This window comes from Flavobacteriales bacterium, assembly GCA_020635395.1.
In the GTDB taxonomy this organism is placed as follows: Bacteria; Bacteroidota; Bacteroidia; order NS11-12g; family UBA9320; genus UBA987.
The window spans coordinates 168,087-190,387 of record JACJZV010000003.1 but is presented as its reverse complement, the minus strand read 5'-3'; the positions used below and the strand labels follow the sequence as shown (position 1 = coordinate 190,387).

Sequence of the window (22,301 nt, the reverse complement as noted above, 5' to 3'; positions counted from 1 at the left end):
CAGTTTTTGTGATGTGAGGGTGGAGGAAATTTGCACAACACGCGGGTATATAGCTGCTTGACATAATTCTAAGACACAACACGAACAAGAAAAATATAAAATGGTTGACTTTACCTAAAGTATAAACATAGAACCGCAAACTGCTGATAACAAAATTAAAACACCAAATGATGGGACTTTTGGACTTTATTTTCGGAAAACAAATAAAACTTAAAAATGAATTCTTTGGGACTATGTTATTTCTCGAGGATAAAAATGATTCACTTAAAAGTTACTTTGAGTGCAGGCGACATTTTAAACCTTCTAACGAAATAATAGAGATTGGACTAGAGGGAGAAAAAATAGGGCCAACACAAAAGCAAATTGACTTTTTCAAAAGCATTGAGAATAATTACTCGAGAATTACGAAAGCAATTTCACCTTTAATTGAAGATGAATTTGGAAATTGGCAAGAGGGTTTTAAAATCGATAACTTTCGAAAAGAGTTCGAACCAGTTTACCTGAAACTTCCGAGATGTGAAATAAAACCAGTAGTATGGGAAATATCTTTTGAAAGCCAACATGACCGAAATTATACCATTACCTTATTTATGTCGGACTTTGACCCAAATGAAATATCAATCGATGGATAAAAATTACCGATTTTAAATCAGATTTTTCGGTGGGTAGGATGCCGTACAATCCAGATTACTTTTGAGATTGGGCGTTGTGCTTCTTGTCAGTTATGAATTGGTTAACAGAGGATTGCAAATCGACACCTTGAATAGTTGTAAAAAAATTACAGTAAGACCCGGACGACCAACGATAATATGACCAAAAGGATACAAAATATCTTTCCATTATATGATAGCCATTTTTAGAGGTATCAGAACTGATTTAATGTCCAAAAGCGAAAATTTTGACTCCTCGGAATTTGTCCTCCTTCCTTTTTGATATTAATTTCATTCTTCCCAAAACAAGACTCATTTTTCCGTTATTTGGAAAAATGACATAAAATTTCTTGTTTTTTTCTTTTCCATTTCTATTTTTGTCTTGATGAAAATTATTACTGCTACCGCGTGCCTTAGTGTGCTTTCTTTTTTTGGATTTTCTCAATCCATCCCCAATCAACTCATTACAAATTGGAAATCAATAAGTTATAAACATAATATTGTTGCCGATTCTTTTATAGATGTTTCTAAATTGGGTGCCGATTTATCGGGAAATGAACCCGCCGATAAATATGTTCAATTGGCTTTGGATAAAACCAAACAAAACGGAGCTGTCATTTATTTTCCGGAAGGAACTTATTTGCTTAATAACCCAATCGAACTTTCGTCAAATCAATTTTTGGTGGGCGATGGCAGTGGCTTAACGACTCTTCGGTTTAACCTAAACGAACAAAAAAACCTTATTTCGGCCGTGGGCGAAACAGCCTCAGATTGGGTGAAAATTGATAACGAAGCTCAGAAAAACGACAAAAAGTTGTTGGCAAAAATGGATTATTTGAATCCTGGAGATTTGATACATATTGTTGTGGATGGTAATGATAAAATAACCTCAGGTTGGGCTGCGGGCACTATTGGTCAGTTGGTAGAAGTGCAAAGCTGTGATGGAAAAAACATTGTTTTAAAAGACGATTTGAGATTGGATTTGACCGCAATGGACAATCCAAGATTGGCCAAAGTAAACCCAAAAGAAAATTTGGGGGTAATGAACATGAGAATTGTTCGCAACGATGCCACCACTGCTCAAACCGACAACATTTTATTCAAATATACCAGAAATGCTCTTGTTAGCGGAGTACACAGCGATTCATGCAATTTTTCGCATGTCAATAATATGTGTGCCTTTGTTTCCAAAATAGAAGGCTCATTGTTTACCAATGCATTTGCCTATGGCAGCGGGGGGCAGGGATATGGTATTGTTCTGGGATTTACTTCCGGAAATTGTGTTGTTGAAAATAACATATTCGACAGACTGCGGCACGCGGTTCTTTTTCAGGCCGGAAGCAACGGAAATGTGGTTTCGTATAATTACTCCAAAAGCACTTTTTGGACAGGGGTATTTAGCCCATCCGACTTTTCGGGAGATATTGTGATGCATGGCAATTATCCTTTTTTTAATTTGGTAGAAGGCAACATTATTCAGAATTTGATTATTGACGATTCGCACGGAAAAAATGGACCCGGCAATGTTTTTTTGAGAAATCGAATTGAAAACGCCGGTATTTTTATGAACAACAATCCGGCTTCTGACAATCAGGTTTTTATTGGAAATGAAGTTACCGGAAATGGAACTTCTTCCAACGGTTATGCCAATTTTCCAAAAGGATTGTATGTTTTGAACGGAAATGGACATTATCAATATGGAAATAATGCCAACGGAACATTTATTCCAGAGGCCGTGAGTGCCATGATTAATACACTCTACATTACAGCCAAACCTGCTTTTCTTTCAAATTCAAATCTTCCGTTAATCGGATTTCCAAATACGTTTAATCAAACTTCCATTCCGGCATCTGAAAGGTTTACTCAAAAAGTAAAAACCGTTGATTATCAATTCGGCAATTCGCTTCGGGTAAAGTTTGAAAAACTAAATGCTGTCAAAAAGTCATCCAGTATTTTGGTTGTTTGGAAAACCGATGATATTAGCCATTGTCAGAACTATGCGGTATATCGAAAATCGGATGGAAATGATGAAAAACAAGTAGCCTCTTTGAACTGTGGCAGCAAAATAAACACCGATGAATATAGTTTTGAAGATTTTAACTACCCGAGTTCGTCCAAAATCATAACTTATTATATTGAGCAAATGGATGACAACGGTAGAAAGACTACCTCAGAAGAATTGACGGTTTCATTAAGCGGCAATTTGGCATCAATAAGCACTGATGGTAATGGCTTAGTAGTTTGTTCAGAAATATTTAACCACATTAACGTTTATTCATTTTCGGGTAAATTGATTTATGAAAGTGACCAAATTTCTGGCTACAACCATCAGTTGAGTGGGCAAGTTGCAAAAGGAATTTATGTTGTCGAACTTGAAGGAAATGGTAATGTTTATCGCGGAAAAATCTGTAAGAATTAAGTTGTTTCGGTTGTTTGGCGAGATACTTTTACTCGTTTAACTCGTCTTCTATCAGCACTCTCCACCAAAAAAGTAAACTCTTCAAACTCAATTAAATCGCCACGTTTGGGTATGCCTTGATGAATTTCCATGAGCATACCGGCCAATGTGTCTGCCTCGCCCCGTGCGTCGTCAAAATAATCGGAGCTAAGTTCAAAAATCTTTGAAATATCGGTTAACATGGCCTTTCCTTCAAAAATATAATTGTGGTCGTCTAATTTGGAATATACCAGTTCGTCTTCGTCAAATTCATCTCTGATGTCGCCAAATATTTCTTCCAAAATATCTTCCATTGTAACAATGCCCAGCGAACCACCATATTCATCCACCACAATGGCCATGTGTATTCGTTTTTCCTGAAATTCTTCCAGCAAATCGTCAATTTTTTTGAAAGCCGGAACAAAAAATGGGTCACGCATAAATGACTGCCACTTCTTCTTGCTCTTATTGGTAAGCACTGGAAGCAAATCTTTGATATACAAAACACCAACAATTTTATCGAAGCTGCCCTCATATACCGGAACCCGTGAATATCCCCACTCTTTGATTAGGTCAATTAATTCTTGCTGCTCGGTCTCAATGTCCACCGCAGAAACATCCATACGGGGTTTCATAATTTGTTTTACGGAGATGTTTCCGTAGTTAACCAAACCTTTTAAAATGTTTTTTTCTTCAATATTGTCATCGACCGAGGCAATATCGATGGCCTGATTTAACTCTTCGAGCGATACATTTGATTGTTTTTTTGCCAGCCTTTTGTCTATTGCCACAGTGCTTTTGGCCAGCAGCCAAACAAAGGGCTGTAAAAATTTTTGGGAATAAAAAATAAATGGCGAAGTAAAGTTGACCAAAGAAAGGTTGTTTTGGGTGGCATAGATTTTAGGAATAATTTCTCCAAAAAGAACCAACAAAAAAGTAATAAAAACCACCTCGAGCGTAAATTGAAGCCATTCGGCAAGGTGTAATAAAGGCCATAAATCTTTGAATAATAACGTCATTAAAACGATTATAGAAATGTTTATGAAGTTATTCATTATCAATATGGTAGCCAGCAAATTGCGTGTGGCTGAAACCCTATCGGGATGATTAATAAGTTTTAATGCAAACTTTGAGCCGCCTGAATTTTTCTCTTCCAAATCGGCCACATCTCCTGGCGATAGGCTGAAAAAAGCATTTTCGGAACCCGACACTAAGGCCGATAAAAAAACCAAAACGAGTACTACAAAAGCAATCGAAATCTTGGGTAAAAGTGCAACAGAAACAAATACTTGTTTCAGTAGAAATAGACTGTTAAAAATCTGTTCAGGGTCTCCTTCCAAAATGTATATCTTTAAAATGGAAGATCATCCATATCGGATGTATCTTCAATCACGGTAGAATTGTCGTTGTTGGGCGGCAAATTTACATTGTTGGAAGCAACATTTCCAGAATTTTCTTCACGGCCACCCAACATTTGAAATGTTAATACCCGAATGCGGGTAGTGTTTCGCTCTATTCCCTCTTTATCTGTCCACTTGTCGGTCTTCAATTTGCCTTCCACATATATCTGCCTGCCTTTGGTTAGGTATTTTTCAGCCACTTTTGCCAAGCTATCCCATAGCTCTAACCTATGCCATTCGGTTTGCTCAATTTTGTTGCCTTGTTTATCAACATAGCTTTCATTGGTGGCTATATTAAAATTGGCCACTGTCCGGCCTCCGTCCAAATGCCTTACTTCGGGGTCGGAGCCCAAATGCCCGATAAGAATTACTTTATTTATTGACATAACTATAAGTTTTTGAATGATTTAAGATATTTTTCTATCAAAACTGAAACAGCATACTTTTGTTTCAGCTCATTAAAATCGACTTCAAATGTATCTGAAATTTGGAGATTTTTGAACGATGCAACCTTAACATTCCAAAATTGTGCATATATTTCTTGATGAGAGAGGATATGTTTTGTCTCCAAATCCTTTTGCAATTCAAAATTTTGAAGGTCATAGATGCTTTTTAAGTGGTCGAAAATGGAAGTAAATGGCAATTTTTTTTCTGATTCCAAAAGTGGAAATTCATACAAACCTTGCCATACATCCTTTTTTGTCCGTTGTTGTATAATGGTACTCTGATGTGGTGTTTCAAATACCAAATAGGCCAAAAAACGTTTCTTTTTTGGTTTTGCCGAAAGTTTAACGGGAAATTTTGAAACCATATTGGTTCTATTGGCCATGCAGGTTTCTGTAAGCGGACACAAAGCACAATTTGGATTGGCCGGACGGCATTGCAATGCACCAAATTCCATAATTGATTGGTTGTGGGTTGCGGCATTATCCTTGTCCAATATTTCTTCGGCCAAGGATTTAAAAATTTTGAGTGACGCGGTTGAATTTATCGGCTCTTCAATACCAAAGTAGCGTGACAAAAATCGAAAGACATTTCCATCGATAACGGCATTAGGATGGTTTTTGGCAAAGGAGGAAATAGCCGAAGCAGTATAATCTCCAATGCCTGGCAGTTTTATCAATACCTCATATTCTGTCGGAAAAATGCCATTATGGCAATCTCGCACCGTAGCGGCACATTTATGCATGTTTCTGCATCTGGAGTAATAGCCCAAACCCTGCCAATTCTTTAATAAATCGTCAATATCGGCATTGGCAAATTGCAAAACACTGGGGTAAGTTTCAAGAAATTTAGTGAAATAGGGCATTCCCTGCTCCACCCTTGTTTGTTGCAAAATAATCTCACTGAGCCATATAGTATATGCATCTTTTGTACCCCGCCACGGGAGGTCTCTTTTATTTTGAATATACCATTGCTGCAAAACAGCAGAAATATGGGGTGTTTTATATTTTTTTACCAAAACATTGCTAATGTAGTTGTTATACAGAATAAATAGCTATTATTGCAAGACAATTTTTTGACTGGCAAAGATTATTAATTCTTTTAAAATGACTAAAGCAGAAGTAATTAACGAAATAGCTGAGAAAACCGGAATAGAAAGGGCAGAAGTTCAACAAACAGTTGAAACCTTTTTTAAGGTGGTAAAAAGTTCTATGGCAGAAGGAAACAATCTTTATTTCAGAGGTTTTGGTAGTTTTATTTTGAAAAAAAGAGCAAAAAAAGTGGCTCGAAATATTTCAAAAAATACCCAAATCACTATTCCTGAGCATTTTATACCAAAATTTAAACCGGCCAAAACTTTTGTCGAGAAGATAAAAGGAAACGTTAAGTAAACGTCAAAAAAAGTAGTTCAAATGAAAATTAGCAAGGCCTTGCTTGTTGCTTTGGTTGTTGGCCTTGTGGCTATAGTTTTTCTTATTAAAATAAGTTCTTCAAAAAAAAGTGTCGAAATACCAGTAAATAAATCGGATAATTCTCTTGAGATAATTGCCAGTTTGATGGCCAAAAACAATTTGTCGGCAGAGGAACAGTCAGCTTTAAATAATGCTTTTGCAAATGCCTATCAAAAAAAAATACTTACCAAAGAACTTCTGTTTGAATATGGAAAGCAACAACTCAACAATCCAGAGCTTCGGCCAATGGTGGGCATAGGTATTATCCGCGATGAAGTGCTTGGTTTAGATTCAAACTACATTCCGGCCATCGAATTTTTAGCCGAAAAATCTGTTCAGAGCGGTCAATTTGACAAAGCGATACTCAGATATAAAAAATTATTATCTTTGCAGCCCGAAAACGAAAAATTCAAGCATCAACTTGATGAAGTTTTAAAAATGGAGTCTGGCAGTGCCATAAACTCGAAACAATAGGATTAAGATTAATTAAAAATATTTAGATATGCCTAGCGGTAAAAAAAGAAAACGTCACAAAATTTCTACTCACAAGAGAAAGAAAAGACTTAGAAAAAATCGTCATAAAAAGAAATAATAGTCCGTGGCAAATGAGTTGATTATCGATTTCAGCTCGGCGGGTGAGAGAATTGCACTACTTCAAGACAAAAAATTGGTTGAATTGCACGAAGAAATTCAGTCAACCAAGTTTTCTGCGGGAGATATTTATCTGGGGGTAGTAAAAAAATTTAAGCAGGAACTTAATGCTGCTTTTGTTGACGTAGGGTATCATAGAGATGCATTCCTACACTATCAGGATTTAGGACCAAAGGTTCGTTCTATAATAAAGTTAACAAAAATTGCAACACAAGGAGGAATAAAATCGGGCGACTTATCTACTTTTGGAGTAGAACCCGATACCCTTAAAACAGGAAAAATAAGCGATTTTCTGCGAAAGGGTCAAAAAATTCTTGTGCAAGTGGCTAAAGAGCCTATCTCGTCCAAAGGGCCGAAACTCAGCACAGAAATATCTATTCCGGGCAAGTATTTCATATTTGTTCCGTTTGTGGATACTATAACGATTTCAAAAAAGATTGAATCGCATGAGGAGCGTGTGCGTCTAAAAAACCTGACCCAAAGCCTGAAAGGTGCCAATTATGGTTTAATTTGCCGAACTGCCGCCGAAGGTAAATCTGTCCAAGAACTTCACAAAGACCTTCAACTGCTGTTGGATAAATGGGATTCTGTCATTAAAAATCTTAAAACGGCCAAGCCCGGAGATTTAATATTGGGAGAAGATAACCGAAGTCAGCTTGTTCTTCGAGATTTATTGAGTCAAGATTTTACGGCTATTGTTACAAACGACAATGATTTTCATGGCGAACTAAAGAAATATCTTTCGGCCATTTCGCCCGAATTGGTTAAGGTGCTAAAACTATATAAGGGTAAAGAACCCATTTTTAGCCAGTTCGGAATTGACAAACAAATAAAAATGTCGTTTGGCAAAAATGTGGCAATGCAGGGTGGCCCCTATCTTATTATTGAGCATACCGAAGCACTGCACGTGATAGACGTGAATAGCGGAAACCGACAGAAAAAAAGTGAAGAAGCTGCCGATTATGCCTTGACCGTAAATATTGAATCTGCCAAAGAAATTGCCAGACAACTGCGGCTCAGAGATATGGGAGGAATTATCGTAATTGACTTTATTGACTTGCGAAATCCTGAACATAAAAAGAAACTTTTGACCGAATTAAGAAATGCCATGGCCAATGACAGAGCCAAACACACCATACTGCCAATGAGCAAGTTTGGTTTGGTTCAAATAACCCGTCAACGCGTTCGGCCAGAGACAAACATCACCACTGCCGAGGATTGCCCAATGTGTAAAGGAGAAGGAAAGGTAGAGGCCTCCATTCTTATAACAGATGAAATTGAACACAAAATCAATCAAATTCTAAGTTATTCAAAACCCAAAAGAATAGATGTTGTAGCCCACCCTTTTGTGCATGCATATCTTACAAAGGGTTTCATAAACAAGCCAATGAAATGGTTTTTAAAACACCGAATCAAGGTAAAGGTTACACCAGACAAGAATTATCATTATGGCGAATACCATTTTTTTGATTCTAATGAGGAGGAAATCATAGTTTAACATTGGCCATTAAGGTATTCTGCATCGGGAAAACGGCACATAAGCTGTATAGAGAAGAAATAAACCATTATTTGGATAGGCTTGGTAAATATGCCCGTGTTTCGTGGATTGAGCTTGCAGATGCTAAAAGGAAAAACAACGCAACCGTTGATGACATCAGAAAGATGGAAGCCGAATTGGTTCTAAAAGATTTAAAACCTAACACTTTTTTGATAGGGTTGGATGAAAAAGGAAAAGAAATGAGTAGCCGGAATTTTTCTGAAAAATTGAATTACTGGACTGCCAACGAACCTGAAGTGGCTTTTTTGATTGGCGGTGCGTATGGTTTTCATGATAAAATGTATCATCGGATGAACGAAAAATTGGCATTGTCTCAAATGACCTTGTCTCATCAAATGGTACGATTGTTGTTAGCCGAGCAATTGTATAGAGCCTATTCAATATTGAATGGAGAACCTTACCATAACGATTGATTAAAAAATGGGTATAAATAACCCTTTGTTTTTTTGCAAACAATTATATGTTTGCATGGTTAAAAGAAATATTTAGAATGCTGTATTAGTATCAGCTATGGCGGAGAAAAAGAAAAAACAAGGAAGGCCGGCCACCAAACCGGTTGAGAAGAGAAAGGCTTATTATGTCATGGTAAAAGTTCATAACTCAATGAACAATACCAGTACAAACGTTTTGATTAGTAGAGATACTAAAGCCGAAATCAAATTGCTAATGCGAAATTCTAGCCAAAAGGTTGAGTTTTTGGGCTATTGGAATGGCAAACAGTATGAAAAAGTAAATTTGAATTAGTGAAAAAATTGGAAGATACTTCTCAAAAAAGGAGGGCACTCATAAAGGTGCCCTCTTTTTTTTCTAAATCATCAGAATTTGGCACACAATTTTGGTTGGTGTGCCTCATTACTTTTGTGTATTTTTTTGCATTTAATATGATTTTGCCAAGACTTTCACCCTATTTAGAAAGTTTGGGCGGTAAAGAATATCTTGGGTTAGTTATTACTGTTTTTGCGGCTGCCGCACTCATAACCAGACCTTTTAGCGGTAAACTTGTTGATGAAATTGGACGAAAGCCAATCGTTGTTTTTGGAATAATTGTTTCCATTGTTATTAGTTTTTTATACTCCTTTTCTAATGGAGTGATGATGTTCTTATTTCTCCGATTCATGCACGGTTTTTCTGCCGGATGCACCCCAACAGGCACTACCGCAATTTGCTCTGACGTTGTTTCGAAAAACAAACGTGGGGAAGCAATGGGGTGGGTTGGGCTGTGCAGCAATATCGGTATGGGGTTGGGGCCGGCGGTTGGCAGCGAATTGTCTGCATATTATGGAAATGATTATGTGGTATTTGTTGTTTCTGCCTTTTCGGCAGTAATTGCATTATTGCTCACTTTTAAACTGAAAGAAAGTTTGTCCGAAACTTCAACACTAACCCTAAAATCTTTCAACATTAAATGGAATGAAATTATCGAAAAATCCGTTCTGCCTCAGGGTTTTATTATGCTGCTTACAGTTTGCACTTTTGGGGCAATTTTGACTTTGATGGAAGACTATGTAGAAGTTTTCGGAATCAAAAAGTCAGGTTATTTCTTTACGGTTTTTACGGTTGTATCTATTGCTGTTCGATTTTTTAGCAGGAAACACAGCGATAAATATGGTCGGGTACTTATGATGATTTGGGGTGTATCGTTTCTTATTTTAGCTAACTTTTTTATTGCTTTCGCATCAAATGCCCCACTTTTATTTTTTGGTGGAGCTTTGTTTGGTGTTTCTACCGGTATCAATTCACCCACAATATTTGCGTGGGCTGTCGATAAAAGCAATCCGAAATTGGTTGGCAGAGGGGTGTCCACATTGTTTATATTTTTAGAAATAGGTGTGATGGTTGGTGCTTTTTTCTCTGCTCTTATTTACAGTCATAAACCAGAAAACTTTAGATGGGCATTTGTCTTTACCGGAATTTGTGCTATTTGTGCTTTGCTATTTGTGGTTTTTGAATATCGGAAAGAGCGAGTTTAATCTTTGATAAAATTCAAATGAGTTGTATGGAATGATTCTAAATAAAATATTCGTCAGTTTTTGAAGTTTAGTGTTCTGACAAACAAACGATTGTGTTAAAAACCTTGTGATTAAAATTTTGTACCAACTATTTCTACGTATTATCAAAATACTAATTTTGCCCCGTTTTGCAGAAGATGCGTTGCAATGAGTAAAGTTATAAAGATAAAAAAAGGTAAGGACATCAATTTGGTTGGAGTTGCTCAAAAAAGCACCACCAAAGTTAGTTCGCCTACCTATGCCGTTAAACCTACTGATTTCAAGAACTTTGTTCCTAAATTGGAAGTAAAGGCAGGGGCTGAAGTAAAGGCTGGAGATGTTCTTTTTCACGACAAAACAAACGAGGCAATTAAATTTACAAGCCCTGTAAGTGGGGAGGTTGCCGAAATTGTCAGAGGTGATAGACGAGCAGTTTTAGAGGTTCGTATATTGGCCGATTCAGAAATGAAGTATAAGTCATTTAACATTCCGACAACATTAAATGCAGAGAATGTTAAAGCGATTTTGTTATCATCGGGTTTATGGCCATTTATTATTCAAAGACCTTTTGGCATCATTGCCCACCCAGATGCAACACCAAAATCAATACACATTTCTTGTTTTGATTCTGCTCCATTGGCGGCTGATTTTGATTATACATTGGCCAATGAAGCTGACAGCTTTGCAAAAGGTGTAGAGGTATTAAAGAATCTTACAAGTGGAAAAATTCACTTAAATGTGAGTTCAAAAAATTCAAAACCAAGTTTTATTTCAAAAACACAGGGCGTTGAGATTACTGAATTTTCGGGGCCGCATCCTGCTGGTTTAGTTGGAGTACAGATTCATCATATCGACCCAATAAATAAGGGTGATGTGGTTTGGACATTGAATCCTCAGCACGTTGTTTTTATTGGAAGATTATTCGCCACCGGAAAAGTGGATTTACGTCAAATAATTGCCGTTGCCGGAAGTGATGTTTCAAAACCTGCTTATGTGGAGGTTATTTCTGGTACAAGCCTTGAACCGGTTTTAAAGGGAAATTTATCAGGAAACAACAGCAGAATTATTAGCGGAAACGTTTTGACTGGTACTAAAATTTCGGCTAATAGCCACTTAGGCTTTTTTGATAATCTTGTAACAGCAATTCCAGAAGGAGACGAATACGAGTTTATGGGATGGTTGCTGCCAACCTATCCGCGACCAACCATTAGTAATTCTCTGCCAATTTCAAAATTCCTAAAGAAAACGTTTAAAGTAAATACCAATTATCACGGTGAAGAACGGGCTTATGTGGTAACTGGTCAATACGAAAAGGTTTTGCCTATGGATATTTTGCCTGTATATCTTATTAAAGCAATAATGGCTCAAGACTTGGAAGCCATGGAAAATCTTGGTATTTATGAGGTTATAGAAGAAGATTTGGCACTTTGTGAATTCGTTTGTACTTCAAAAATGGAAGTTCAAAAAATATTGAGCGAAGGATTAACTATAATGGCGGAAGAAGGGTAATGTCAGAAGGTTGAAGGTATAAGGTTGAAGGTTTATTAAAAAATGGCGAGGACAGAAAATATATTTGTAAATGAGTTTAAAAATAGGACAAAGCGTTTTGCTATTGAGACTCTAAAACTTTGCGATGAATTGCCATTTAATCAAAATTCAACCCGAATTATAGCAAGCCAGTTAGGACGCTCGGCAAGCAGCACTGCTGCTAATTATAGGGCGGCTTGTGTTTCACGTTCGGCAAAGGAGTTTGTCGCTAAAATGAGTATTTCTTTAGAAGAATCTGATGAGAGTTCATTTTGGCTTGAATTATTAGATGAGGGTGATTTTTACACTAATAAAGAAAGAATAAAAAATTTGTTGGGAGAATCGGAGCAATTGACAAAAATTATAGGTAAGGCTCGGTTTACAGCCTCAAACAACCTAAATAATGGCATTAATTCCTTAAACCCTAAAAATTAGTACTTAACACTAAATGAAATTTTTAAGAAATACATTAGATAAGTTAAAACCCAATTTTGAAAAGGGCGGTAAACTTCATTTCTTACATTCCACATTTGATGGAATCGAGACTTTTCTATTTGTTCCAAATAAAACGACATCGCATGGTGCTCACATTCGAGATGGTATCGACTTAAAACGTACCATGTTTACGGTGGTTATTGCATTAATGCCGGCTTTGTTGTTTGGTATGTGGAACATTGGTTTGCAATATCACAATGCTATTGGGGCAACAGATGCAAGCCTAATGAGCAATTTCCTTTATGGTTTGTGGCAAACACTTCCCATCATTGCCGTTTCCTATATTGTTGGTTTGGGCATTGAGTTTATGTTTTGCCAAATAAAAGGTCACCCAATCAACGAAGGTTTTTTGGTTTCGGGTCTTTTAATACCAATGGTTATGCCTCCAGATGTTCCGTTGTGGATGGTTGCATTGGCCACAGCATTTGCTGTGGTTATTGGTAAAGAAGTATTTGGAGGAACGGGTATGAACTTGTTAAACCCTGCATTGTTGGCTCGTATGTTCTTATACATTGGCTATACGCCCTATATGAGTGGAAACTCTGTATGGGTGGCTATGAAAGAGGGAGCAAAACAAGTTGACGGATTTTCTGGAGCTACCTCACTTGGCAATATTTACGATGCCTCAATAGATGCAAATTATGCCGGTTGGTCGGATAAATTTTTATTCAACGGCAGCATAATGGATAGTATCATCGGTACTGTTCCAGGTTCTATTGGAGAAACCTCCGTTATAGCTATTTTAATTGGAGCTGCCATTCTTATCCTTTCCGGAATTGGAAGTTGGAAAATAATGCTAAGCACTGTTTTAGGTGGTTTATTTATGGGCTGGATAATGAACATTAGCGGAAGCGGAAACGCCTGGATGGATATGCCAGCTTGGTATCATTTGGTAATTGGTGGTTTTATGTTTGGAGCTGTGTTTATGGCAACCGACCCTGTATCCGCCGCCCAAACGGAACGTGGAAAATGGATTTACGGATTTTTTATTGGAGTTATAACGGTGCTGATTCGTATTTTCAACCCGGGTTATCCAGAGGGAATTATGATGGCTATACTTCTTATGAACGTATTTGCCCCATTGATTGATTATTACGTAGTACAAGGAAACATTAAAAGAAGATTGAAACGTGTCAAAGTTTAATAAAAATTCAAACGGATATATACTGACGTATGCCATCATTATGACGGTGGTGTTCGGTATTTTGTTGGCCTTTGTTTCGTTGGTTTTAAAGCCTAATCAAGACTTTAACCGATTGTTGGAAAAACGGGACTTCATACTCAGAGCCGCTTTGGGCGAAAAAGCCCTAGAGGGAATTGAAAAACAAGAAATCTCGGAGTTGTACGAAAAAACGGTAAAGGTGGAAGTTGTGAACTCTAAAGGCGAAAAAATGGATGTTGATGAGTCCAAAATAAGTATTTTTAAAGAATATAAAAAACCTGTGGCCGAAAGAGAATTGCCGGTTTACATTGTATATAATAAAACCGACAACAGCAAAATTGAATCCTATGTTTTTCCGCTTTATGGAAATGGTTTGTGGGATAACATTTGGGGATATTTGGCCGTTGCCGGAGATTTAGAGACAGTGAAAGGAGTGGTTTTTGACCACAAAGGCGAAACCCCAGGGTTGGGTGCCAGAATTACAGAACCTGCTGTTCAGGCAAGATTTGTAGGCAAAAAAATAGTAAATGCTTCAGGTCAAATCGAAGCTCCTCATTTTCAAAAAGGTGAGGGAAACAATTACGATAATCAACCACTTAAAGTGGATGGCATGAGTGGAGCAACCATTACAGGAAAAGGTGTTAACTCCATGCTTGATAGTTATTTAGAATTGTATAAACCTTTTATTGAAGCGAAAAAGAGATGAGTACAGAAACAATAGAAAAAACAAAAGAGGTAAAAGCAAAAGAGCCTTTTTTAACCAAAAAGGATAGAAAGTTAGTTACAAATCCTCTGGACAGCGATAACCCGATAACGGTGCAAGTATTGGGTGTATGCTCGGCGTTGGCCGTTACGGTGGCTATGAAACCAACCTTGGTAATGGCTCTTGCCGTAACCTTTGTGGTGGTTATGGCAAACGTGGTTATTTCTATGCTCAGAAAAACCATTCCAAACCGAATCCGGATTATTGTGCAATTGGTGGTTGTAGCCTCATTGGTGGCCGTGGTTGACCAAGTGTTGCAAGCGTATGTTTATGATGTTTCAAAACAACTTTCGGTTTTTGTGGGATTGATTATTACAAACTGTATTGTTATGGGGCGTTTGGAAGCATTTGCGTTGGGTAATCCTCCAAAACAATCGGCACTTGATGGCTTGGGTAATAGTATGGGATATGCTTGGATAATTCTTACAATTTCATTTTTTAGAGAATTGTTCGGCAGTGGAAAATTATTTGGAGCCACGGTTTTAAGCAAAGATTGGTATATCCCAAATGGCGTGTTGATGACTCCTGCGGGTGCATGTATCTTGTTGGGTATTTTAATTTGGGTGGTTAGAAGCCGAAACGGAATAGTGGAGGATTAATGATTAAAATGGAGAAACGTGGCTCAAGGCACGTTTAACTCATTTAACAAAAAAGAAAAAGACAAATGGAAAATTTATTACATATATTCATCAAGTCGATATTCATCGACAACATGATTTTCGCCTATTTCTTGGGAATGTGTTCCTACTTGGCGGTTTCCAAAAAATATAAAACAGCCGCAGGATTGGGTATGGCGGTAATTTTCGTGTTAGGTATCACCGTGCCATTAAACTGGTTGGCATACACTTATCTCATAAAAGAAGGGGCTTTAAAGTGGTTGAGTCCTGAGTTGGCAGGTGTTGATTTAGAGGTGTTGAAATTTATCGTGTTCATTGCCATTGTTGCCGCATTTGTTCAGCTTACAGAGATGGCCGTTGAGAAATTCTCACCTTCTTTGTACAACTCTTTAGGTATTTTCTTGCCATTGATAGCTGTAAACTGCTCCATTTTAGGAGCTGCGTTGTTCTTGCCAACACGAGATTATGAATTTGCCGAAGCCACTGTTTTTGGAATAGGTTCGGGAGTAGGTTGGTTTTTGGCCGTAGTTACTTTGGCTGCCATACGCGAGAAAATGGCTTATTCTGATGTACCAAAACCATTAAGAGGTTTGGGTATTACCTTTATTATAGTTGGTCTCATGGCTTTCGGCTTTATGAGTTTTTCAGGGTTTAAACTTCCATTTGGACAATAGACATGATTTTATTAGCAGTTAGCAATTCATCCATTATCAGCCTTTCGGCTGTTGTGTTTACCATCGTAATTATACTGTTGGTTACCATGCTTTTGGTAGCCGCAAAAAGGTTGGTAAAACAGGGTAATGTAAAGATATTAATTAACGGAGAACGTGAGGCAGAAGTAGCTGCCGGAGGTACGCTTCTATCTGCACTTCAAGGGCAAAACTTATTTCTTCCATCAGCTTGCGGCGGTGGTGGCACATGTGCCATGTGCAAGTGCCAGGTGATGGAAGGTGGAGGCGATATTTTGCCTACCGAAACAGGACATATTAAACGCAAGGATCAAAAAGACCATTGGAGATTGGCCTGTCAGGTAAAGGTAAAAGAGGACATGAAAGTGCATATACCTGAAGAGGTATTTGGTATTAAAAAATGGGATTGCGAGGTTATTCGTAATTACAATGTGGCTTCATTTATTAAAGAATTTGTGGTTCAATTGCCTCCCGGCGAAACATTGCATTTTGAGGCCGGAGGGTATATTCAAATAGACGTTCCACCCGTTACGGTTGACTTTAAAACCATTGACATTACAGCACACCCAGAGTTGGTGGCAGAGGGCAGAGACCCAATGGATTTTAAATCAGAGTGGGATAAATATGGTTTGTGGAATTTGAAAATGGTAAATGAAGAACCTATTTTCAGGGCGTATTCTATGGCCAATCACCCAGCAGAGGGCAATATTATTATGCTAAATATTCGTATTGCAACTCCGCCGTGGGATAGAAAAAACAATAAATGGATGGACGTAAATCCTGGAATTTGTTCGAGCTATGTATTTAGTAGAAAACCCGGCGACAAAGTAACTATTTCCGGCCCCTACGGAGAGTTCTTTATTAAGGAAACGGGTGCCGAAATGATTTATGTGGGCGGTGGTGCAGGCATGGCACCGATGCGTTCGCATTTGTTCCATTTGTTTCATACCGTTAAAACAGGTAGAAAGGTAACCTACTGGTATGGTGGTCGTTCTCGACGAGAGTTATTCTACCTCGATCATTTCCGTCAAATAGAAAAAGACTTCCCGAACTTTAAGTTTTTTGTGGTCTTATCTGAACCGTTACCGGAAGATAATTGGAAGCCCAAAACCGATGTAAACGATTCGGTTGGAGATGGATTTACAGGATTTGTGCACCAAGCTGTGATTGACCAATATTTGAGCAAACACGATGCACCAGAAGATATAGAATTTTATTTCTGTGGACCACCAATGATGAATCAAGCGGTTATAAAAATGTGCGATGATTGGGGTGTTCCGCCAGAAAACGTGAGCTTCGACGATTTTGGAGGATAATTTTATTACTTCGAATAAATTTAAAAAGTCCGGCAGAATTGCCGGACTTTTTTTTGTTTGAATTTTTCCGGTCAACATTCACAACCAAACATTTACTACATTTGCTCAATCATGAAAGTAGAAGAACCTATATACGAATATGGAAAGTTAGACCTAAGCGAGTCGTACACCTATTTAGACTACTTAAAATTTAGGTTTAAAGAGCGGGTAGAACTCATTAAAGGAGCTATTTATAAAATGGCACCGGCACCAAATCGTTGGCATCAGGAAACATCCATGAATCTTACTATAAGAGTAGCCAAATCATTTAAAGGAATACCGTGCAAAATGTATGTAGCTCCATTCGATGTTAGGCTGCCCATACCCAACAAAACTAGACCAAATACAGTGGTGCAGCCCGATTTGTGCATCGTTTGCGACCAAACGAAGTTGGATGATGCCGGCTGCAACGGCGTGCCTGATTTGATTGTTGAAATACTTTCCCCGGGCAATACAGAGCATGACTTAACCACTAAATTCAATTTGTACCAAGAAGTGCAACTTCCTGAATACTGGATTGTAAACCCATGGGATAAAACGGTAATTATCTATACATTAAGAGATGAAATATTTATTGGCTCAAAAATATATTCGATAAGCGAAACAGCCGAAAGCCGCATTTTTACTGAACTTAAAGTGGCATTGGAAGATATTTTTGAGGGAGTGGAGTAAATAAGTATTCATAGAGATGCAAGACCAAAGACCTTTGACAGGCCGAAAACTCATAATGGGAAAATCGAATAGTTGTCCCACAATTAATTAAACACACAAAATATGAACAAGAAAAAACATTATTTACTCGCATTCTGCATTTTAATCAGCGGAAACCTATTAGCACAAAATGAAATTGAAAAACCAACTACTGTTTCGATTGATTTTGGAAGTAATTATCGGCATTTGGGTGTACAATTCGACCGAGTTTATAAGCAGCAGGATAAAATTTCTTTTTCCTATGGTTTTGGTGGAACAATGTACAATTCTTTTAGCTGGGGTCGAAAACCTCAGGTTTCAAGTAGTTGGAGATTGCTTTTCTCCAAAAATAGAACTACACATTTTGAGCTTGGTTTCAATGGAGCAATAAGACCAGAAAATCGTATTAATTTGTCCGGTGATATTGGGTTTAGATATCAAAATCTTAGGCAGAATGGTCTGATTATGAGATACTATGTTACACTAATTAGTGTTGACGGTGATGGTTTCGGGGATTCTGATTTTTATCCCGGTTTTTCCATCGGATATACCATCAAATAAACATAAAGTCTTACAAAAATTTATTTCCAACTCCGCCGAATTTTAAGGCGGAGTTTTTTGTTTAATTTCGCAACATGAAACGAATAGTCTTTATTCTGCTTGTTGTTGCTTCTGTTATTTACGTCGGATGCAACGACGAAACAAAACCTGCCGCCAATTGTGAAATTGATGATTTAACGGTGAGCGTAGATAGTTGCACCTCCGACAGCACCTACAGTTTAACCATTAATTTTAAACCTGTAAATGCAACAGGAGATAGTTTTGATATGTACATCCGAAATTCTGTAAAAATGGGTACGTATCACAAAAATGTGTTGCCGGTTACCATTCCAAATTTCAAACGTTCTGGGTTGAGTAATGACTATATAAAAGTTTGCATGAAAGGTGGCGATTGCTGCAAAGCCATTGAGTTTGCCCCACCAAGCTGCGACACAAGCACCGACCCATGCGAAATTTATGACCTCGTGGCGGATGTTGGAGCTTGTACTTCAGATAGCACATATAAACTTACGGTAAATTTTAAAACAAAAAATCCAACCCATAGTTCATTTGATTTGAAGGTGAGAAATGGTGTAAACATTGGCTACTACAAACTTACCACGTTGCCGTTGGTTATTGAAAATTTTAAGCGAAGCGGTTACGATTACGACTTTATCAAGGTTTGTATAAACGACAATGCCGATTGTTGCAAAGCCATCGAATTTAAGCCTCCAACCTGCGAAACTTGCGAAATTTATGACTTGGTTTTGTCCAACGAGGGCTGCACCTCCGACTCCACCTACAAACTAAAAATTGATTTTAAAACCAAAAATCCGGGTAACGCTTATTTTGATGTGTATGTAAGAAATGGGGTAAATATTGGCTATTATAAAATAGCCGATTTGCCTATCATCATCAACAATTTTAAGAAAAGTGGAAAGGACTACGATTTCGTTAAAGTATGCGTTAACGACAAAGCTGATTGTTGTAAAGCCGCTGAAATTTTATCTCCAAGTTGCAAGTAACACGGTTTCTTTTTCCTGTTCTATTTTTGGGTTTGGTAATAGGTTGTACCAAGCAAAAAATTACATACGCTAAAATAGAAGGCAATGCTCTGGGTACAACATACCACATTGTTTATTCCGATAAAATAGAAGGATTGGAGCGGGCTGTAGATTCCATTTTGACTGGATTTAACCACGCTCTATCTACCTATCAAACCAATTCTATGATTACCGCTTTCAACACCAATTCAAACGAAATTTGGAACAATCCCGAAGATTTGAAATTTGCCAAAAATGACATGATACTGTTTGGCAGAATGGTGCAACAATCAAAACTAATTTGGCAACAAACCAATGGAGCTTTCGACCCGGCGGCGGCCAGTTTGTTCGAATATTATAACCAATGCAAAAAGCAAGGTGTTTTGATGGATACTGTAAAAACCAAAAACATATTGCTGCATTGTGGTATGGCTAAAATTTATATTGATGAAAGCGGCTTTCCGTCAAAAATAGATACCTTGACAACACTTAATTTTAATGCCATTGCCAAAGGTTTTTTTGTGGATATATTGGCAGAATACCTCGAAAACGAAGGGGTTGAAAACTATATGGTAGAAGTGGGAGGAGAGGTGCGAACCAAAGGAAAAAACCAACAGCAGCAAGTTTGGCAAATCGGAGTAAACCGTCCGTTAGTTGGGGCTTCGGCCACTGATTATTTTGAGGTAATCGGGCTTGAAACCAATGCCATGGCCACAAGCGGCAATTATCAGAATTTTTATTTTGTAGATAGTGTTTTAATTGGTCATACCATCGACCCCAGAACCGGAAAACCGGTTATTTCTGACCTAAAAAGTGCAACAGTAGTGCATAAAAGTTGTGCAGTGGCCGATGCCTATGCCACAGCTTGTATGGTGTTGGGCTACGAAAAATCAAAACAACTCATCGAACAAAACAACGAACTCTCGGCCTATTTTATAATCGAAAAAAATGGCAAGCTGGAAGGTGTTTTTGTGGATTGAAAAAAAACCTTAGGAATCACAAAAAATAATTGAAAGGATTATTTTTGTTGAAATCATTTATTAAGTCATGATAAAAACGGTCAACTTTTTAACAATTCTTTTATTTACAATTTTTAGTTCATGTTCGCTGTACATGAAAATGAAATACCACACTGCTCAGCCCAAAAATCAAAGCCTAATTGGGCAGAAAAGGTATTTGTTGAAGCATGGAATTGATACAAACTATATGTTCAGTTTGTCAGATTCTTTCATGCAACAATTTGCAATGGCCGAATATCCCCTTTTCCTCCATGATACCGGCGTTTTTCGCCCCATACAGTTACGATCTTTTGATTCGTTGGGCAAAACGGATTACAATTGGTCGATTTGTTATGGATTTGTTGATGACTTTATAAAAAATTGTCAAATTGGAGGAAGATACCCTTTTGATGTGGACTCTACCTTGACACTTCAGGACTTGGGCAAAATGGTAAATGAGCCGCAAAAATTTCAAAAAGAGATTATGGAAGCCGATAATGTCGATTTGTATGTGGTTACTTTTTGGGCAAAATATTTGGGTACACCTGCGGTTTGGACATTACAGTCCGTAGAATCTTTTTCGGATACTTGTCAAAAAAATGTTAGGCACATCAAATTAAATCTGGGCAAATTTTGAAAAATGTTTTAAAGCCTTCATAATGAGAAAAATAACTACATTATTTATTTGCTTGATTGGAGCAATTTTAACCCATGGTCAGTCGGCCAAAAAACTATTTGAAGAAGTAAAAAAGGCAAATACAAGCCTCTCAGACTACGATGATTCAACGATGTATATTCAATATGAGTTTGTGAACCGATTTACTGACGAGAAGACTGAATCGTCAGGAAGTTTTTTGTTTTACCAGAAAAATCATCCATATCTTTTTTTAGGAGCAGATATTTATTCGTTTAAAATCTTCAAGGCCGATTCTGTTTTTATTGTGAATAAAAATGGCGATACCACCAACAGATTTGAACCAACAACTCCTTTCGAATTTGACAAATCAAATCCCAATGGCCTTTATTGGTTGTTAACAAAAATTCCAACCGAAAAAAGGGGAAGTTTTTCAAAAAAAGAATACTCCAAACCGATGCTGGTTTACAACAATAAGGACACTTTTGCCATTGCACGAATAGATAAAAAATGGGGTAATGTACACACTTTCTATTTTACTAAAAGCCACCGAATTTTTAGATATGAAGTAGTCAATGATAATCCGGAAAGACCTGATTCTTCGTGGATATACAACTTTAACTATTTTAAACACAATTGTTTTGATAGCTTAAATCAACGTTTGCACTATGGCGAAACACCAAGGCCTCCTTATCCCCCGATAGACAACCGAAAAGATTCGCTTACCTACAACAAACACGACACCGTTTTTTTGCTCAATGACAGCATACTTACCAATTTTTCGGGTAAATTTATCCTATTTGATTATTGGTATCTTAGCTGTCATCCATGCCTGCAAATGATGCCTTTTATGAATCAACTGCATCAGGAAATAGATACTTCCAAGTTGATAATAATCGGGGTAAATCCGTATGACGACCAAGAGCATATAAATAGATATTTGGAACGGAAAGGATATCATGTGTTGCAGATGAATGCAAAAAAGATGAAACCATTCCATCACATAGACTCATTTCCGACATTAATACTTTTGGATGCGGATTTTAATGAAGTGAAGCAACAGGTAGGTTATGGTGGAACTTTTTCAGACAAGGAAATCCGCCAAATGCTGAAGGAATATGGTTTGATAAGGTAGTTAGTAGAGTAATATGAAAAAATTTAGCCCGCGTTTTTATTTGTACATCGTTCTTTTGATTGGCACCATGGTTG

General features: G+C 37.5%; 24 protein-coding genes. 21 read left to right on the top strand and 3 right to left on the bottom strand.

Features of this window, described 5'->3' with window-relative positions; all coding sequences use genetic code 11:
• The first annotated feature begins 167 nt into the window (after nt 1-167).
• Nucleotides 168-632 carry a hypothetical protein gene (locus H6607_10215; protein ID MCB9262737.1) on the top strand — a complete coding sequence of 155 codons (465 nt, stop codon included), beginning with the start codon at nt 168-170 and terminating at the stop codon, nt 630-632.
• Between the two features lie 403 nt (nt 633-1,035).
• Entirely contained in the window at nt 1,036-3,069 is a 2,034-nt protein-coding gene (locus tag H6607_10210; protein MCB9262736.1) for a hypothetical protein, read from the top strand.
• On the opposite strand, the gene gldE is transcribed toward H6607_10210, so the two are convergent.
• From gldE to mutY, 3 genes are read right to left on the bottom strand one after another with little or no spacing between them, the layout of a single operon-like run.
• Nucleotides 3,066-4,427 carry a gliding motility-associated protein GldE gene (gene gldE, locus H6607_10205; protein MCB9262735.1) on the bottom strand — a complete coding sequence of 454 codons (1,362 nt, stop codon included), beginning with the start codon at nt 4,425-4,427 and terminating at the stop codon, nt 3,066-3,068. The two genes, H6607_10210 and gldE, sit on opposite strands and share 4 nt — an antisense overlap.
• 11 nt (nt 4,428-4,438) lie before the next feature.
• Nucleotides 4,439-4,873 carry a single-stranded DNA-binding protein gene (ssb, locus tag H6607_10200; GenBank protein ID MCB9262734.1) on the bottom strand — a complete coding sequence of 145 codons (435 nt, stop codon included), beginning with the start codon at nt 4,871-4,873 and terminating at the stop codon, nt 4,439-4,441.
• A 2-nt stretch (nt 4,874-4,875) separates the two neighbouring features.
• The gene (gene mutY, locus H6607_10195; GenBank protein ID MCB9262733.1) at nt 4,876-5,949 is read right to left on the bottom strand and encodes an A/G-specific adenine glycosylase; all 1,074 of its coding nucleotides are present in this window, start codon (nt 5,947-5,949) and stop codon (nt 4,876-4,878) included.
• Nucleotides 5,950-6,037: 88 nt separating this feature from the next.
• Here mutY and H6607_10190 point away from each other — a divergent pair, with 88 nt between their 5' ends.
• From H6607_10190 to H6607_10100, 19 genes are all read left to right on the top strand, one after another.
• Nucleotides 6,038-6,322 (top strand): integration host factor subunit beta, encoded by a 285-nt coding sequence (locus tag H6607_10190; GenBank protein MCB9262732.1) that lies wholly within the window; start codon nt 6,038-6,040, stop codon nt 6,320-6,322.
• A gap of 21 nt (nt 6,323-6,343) precedes the next feature.
• A complete protein-coding gene (locus H6607_10185) occupies nt 6,344-6,856 on the top strand; it encodes a hypothetical protein (protein ID MCB9262731.1) in 513 nt (170 codons plus the stop codon).
• A gap of 124 nt (nt 6,857-6,980) precedes the next feature.
• Complete coding sequence (locus tag H6607_10180) at nt 6,981-8,531, top strand: Rne/Rng family ribonuclease (GenBank protein ID MCB9262730.1); 1,551 nt, start codon at nt 6,981-6,983, stop codon at nt 8,529-8,531.
• A 2-nt stretch (nt 8,532-8,533) separates the two neighbouring features.
• On the top strand, nt 8,534-9,004 hold the full coding sequence (locus H6607_10175; GenBank protein ID MCB9262729.1) for a 23S rRNA (pseudouridine(1915)-N(3))-methyltransferase RlmH: 471 nt from the start codon (nt 8,534-8,536) through the stop codon (nt 9,002-9,004).
• Nucleotides 9,005-9,101: 97 nt separating this feature from the next.
• Nucleotides 9,102-9,335, top strand: coding sequence for a hypothetical protein (locus H6607_10170; GenBank protein MCB9262728.1), 234 nt, complete (start codon nt 9,102-9,104; stop codon nt 9,333-9,335).
• Nucleotides 9,335-10,561: an MFS transporter gene (locus H6607_10165; protein MCB9262727.1), complete on the top strand. Its 1,227-nt coding sequence runs from the start codon at nt 9,335-9,337 to the stop codon at nt 10,559-10,561. The genes H6607_10170 and H6607_10165 overlap by 1 nt, the downstream gene beginning before the upstream one ends.
• A 186-nt stretch (nt 10,562-10,747) precedes the next feature.
• Complete coding sequence (locus H6607_10160) at nt 10,748-12,088, top strand: Na(+)-translocating NADH-quinone reductase subunit A (GenBank protein MCB9262726.1); 1,341 nt, start codon at nt 10,748-10,750, stop codon at nt 12,086-12,088.
• A gap of 42 nt (nt 12,089-12,130) precedes the next feature.
• Complete coding sequence (locus H6607_10155) at nt 12,131-12,541, top strand: four helix bundle protein (protein MCB9262725.1); 411 nt, start codon at nt 12,131-12,133, stop codon at nt 12,539-12,541.
• A gap of 13 nt (nt 12,542-12,554) precedes the next feature.
• Nucleotides 12,555-13,745 carry an NADH:ubiquinone reductase (Na(+)-transporting) subunit B gene (locus H6607_10150; protein ID MCB9262724.1) on the top strand — a complete coding sequence of 397 codons (1,191 nt, stop codon included), beginning with the start codon at nt 12,555-12,557 and terminating at the stop codon, nt 13,743-13,745.
• Nucleotides 13,732-14,469 carry an NADH:ubiquinone reductase (Na(+)-transporting) subunit C gene (gene nqrC, locus H6607_10145; protein MCB9262723.1) on the top strand — a complete coding sequence of 246 codons (738 nt, stop codon included), beginning with the start codon at nt 13,732-13,734 and terminating at the stop codon, nt 14,467-14,469. Before H6607_10150 ends, nqrC begins: the two co-directional genes overlap by 14 nt.
• On the top strand, nt 14,466-15,125 hold the full coding sequence (locus H6607_10140) for an NADH:ubiquinone reductase (Na(+)-transporting) subunit D (protein MCB9262722.1): 660 nt from the start codon (nt 14,466-14,468) through the stop codon (nt 15,123-15,125). The genes nqrC and H6607_10140 overlap by 4 nt, the downstream gene beginning before the upstream one ends.
• Before the next feature lie 65 nt (nt 15,126-15,190).
• Nucleotides 15,191-15,817 (top strand): NADH:ubiquinone reductase (Na(+)-transporting) subunit E, encoded by a 627-nt coding sequence (nqrE, locus tag H6607_10135; protein MCB9262721.1) that lies wholly within the window; start codon nt 15,191-15,193, stop codon nt 15,815-15,817.
• A 2-nt stretch (nt 15,818-15,819) separates the two neighbouring features.
• Entirely contained in the window at nt 15,820-17,148 is a 1,329-nt protein-coding gene (locus H6607_10130; GenBank protein MCB9262720.1) for an NADH:ubiquinone reductase (Na(+)-transporting) subunit F, read from the top strand.
• Between the two features lie 111 nt (nt 17,149-17,259).
• Nucleotides 17,260-17,859, top strand: a complete 600-nt coding sequence (locus H6607_10125) for a Uma2 family endonuclease (GenBank protein ID MCB9262719.1) — start codon at nt 17,260-17,262, stop codon at nt 17,857-17,859.
• Between the two features lie 102 nt (nt 17,860-17,961).
• Nucleotides 17,962-18,438, top strand: a complete 477-nt coding sequence (locus tag H6607_10120) for a hypothetical protein (protein ID MCB9262718.1) — start codon at nt 17,962-17,964, stop codon at nt 18,436-18,438.
• Between the two features lie 74 nt (nt 18,439-18,512).
• Nucleotides 18,513-19,442 (top strand): hypothetical protein, encoded by a 930-nt coding sequence (locus H6607_10115; protein MCB9262717.1) that lies wholly within the window; start codon nt 18,513-18,515, stop codon nt 19,440-19,442.
• 26 nt (nt 19,443-19,468) lie between these two features.
• Nucleotides 19,469-20,440 carry an FAD:protein FMN transferase gene (locus H6607_10110; protein MCB9262716.1) on the top strand — a complete coding sequence of 324 codons (972 nt, stop codon included), beginning with the start codon at nt 19,469-19,471 and terminating at the stop codon, nt 20,438-20,440.
• Nucleotides 20,441-20,579: 139 nt separating this feature from the next.
• Complete coding sequence (locus H6607_10105) at nt 20,580-21,095, top strand: hypothetical protein (protein ID MCB9262715.1); 516 nt, start codon at nt 20,580-20,582, stop codon at nt 21,093-21,095.
• A gap of 22 nt (nt 21,096-21,117) precedes the next feature.
• The gene (locus tag H6607_10100) at nt 21,118-22,227 is read left to right on the top strand and encodes a TlpA family protein disulfide reductase (GenBank protein MCB9262714.1); all 1,110 of its coding nucleotides are present in this window, start codon (nt 21,118-21,120) and stop codon (nt 22,225-22,227) included.
• The last annotated feature ends 74 nt before the right edge of the window (nt 22,228-22,301 follow it).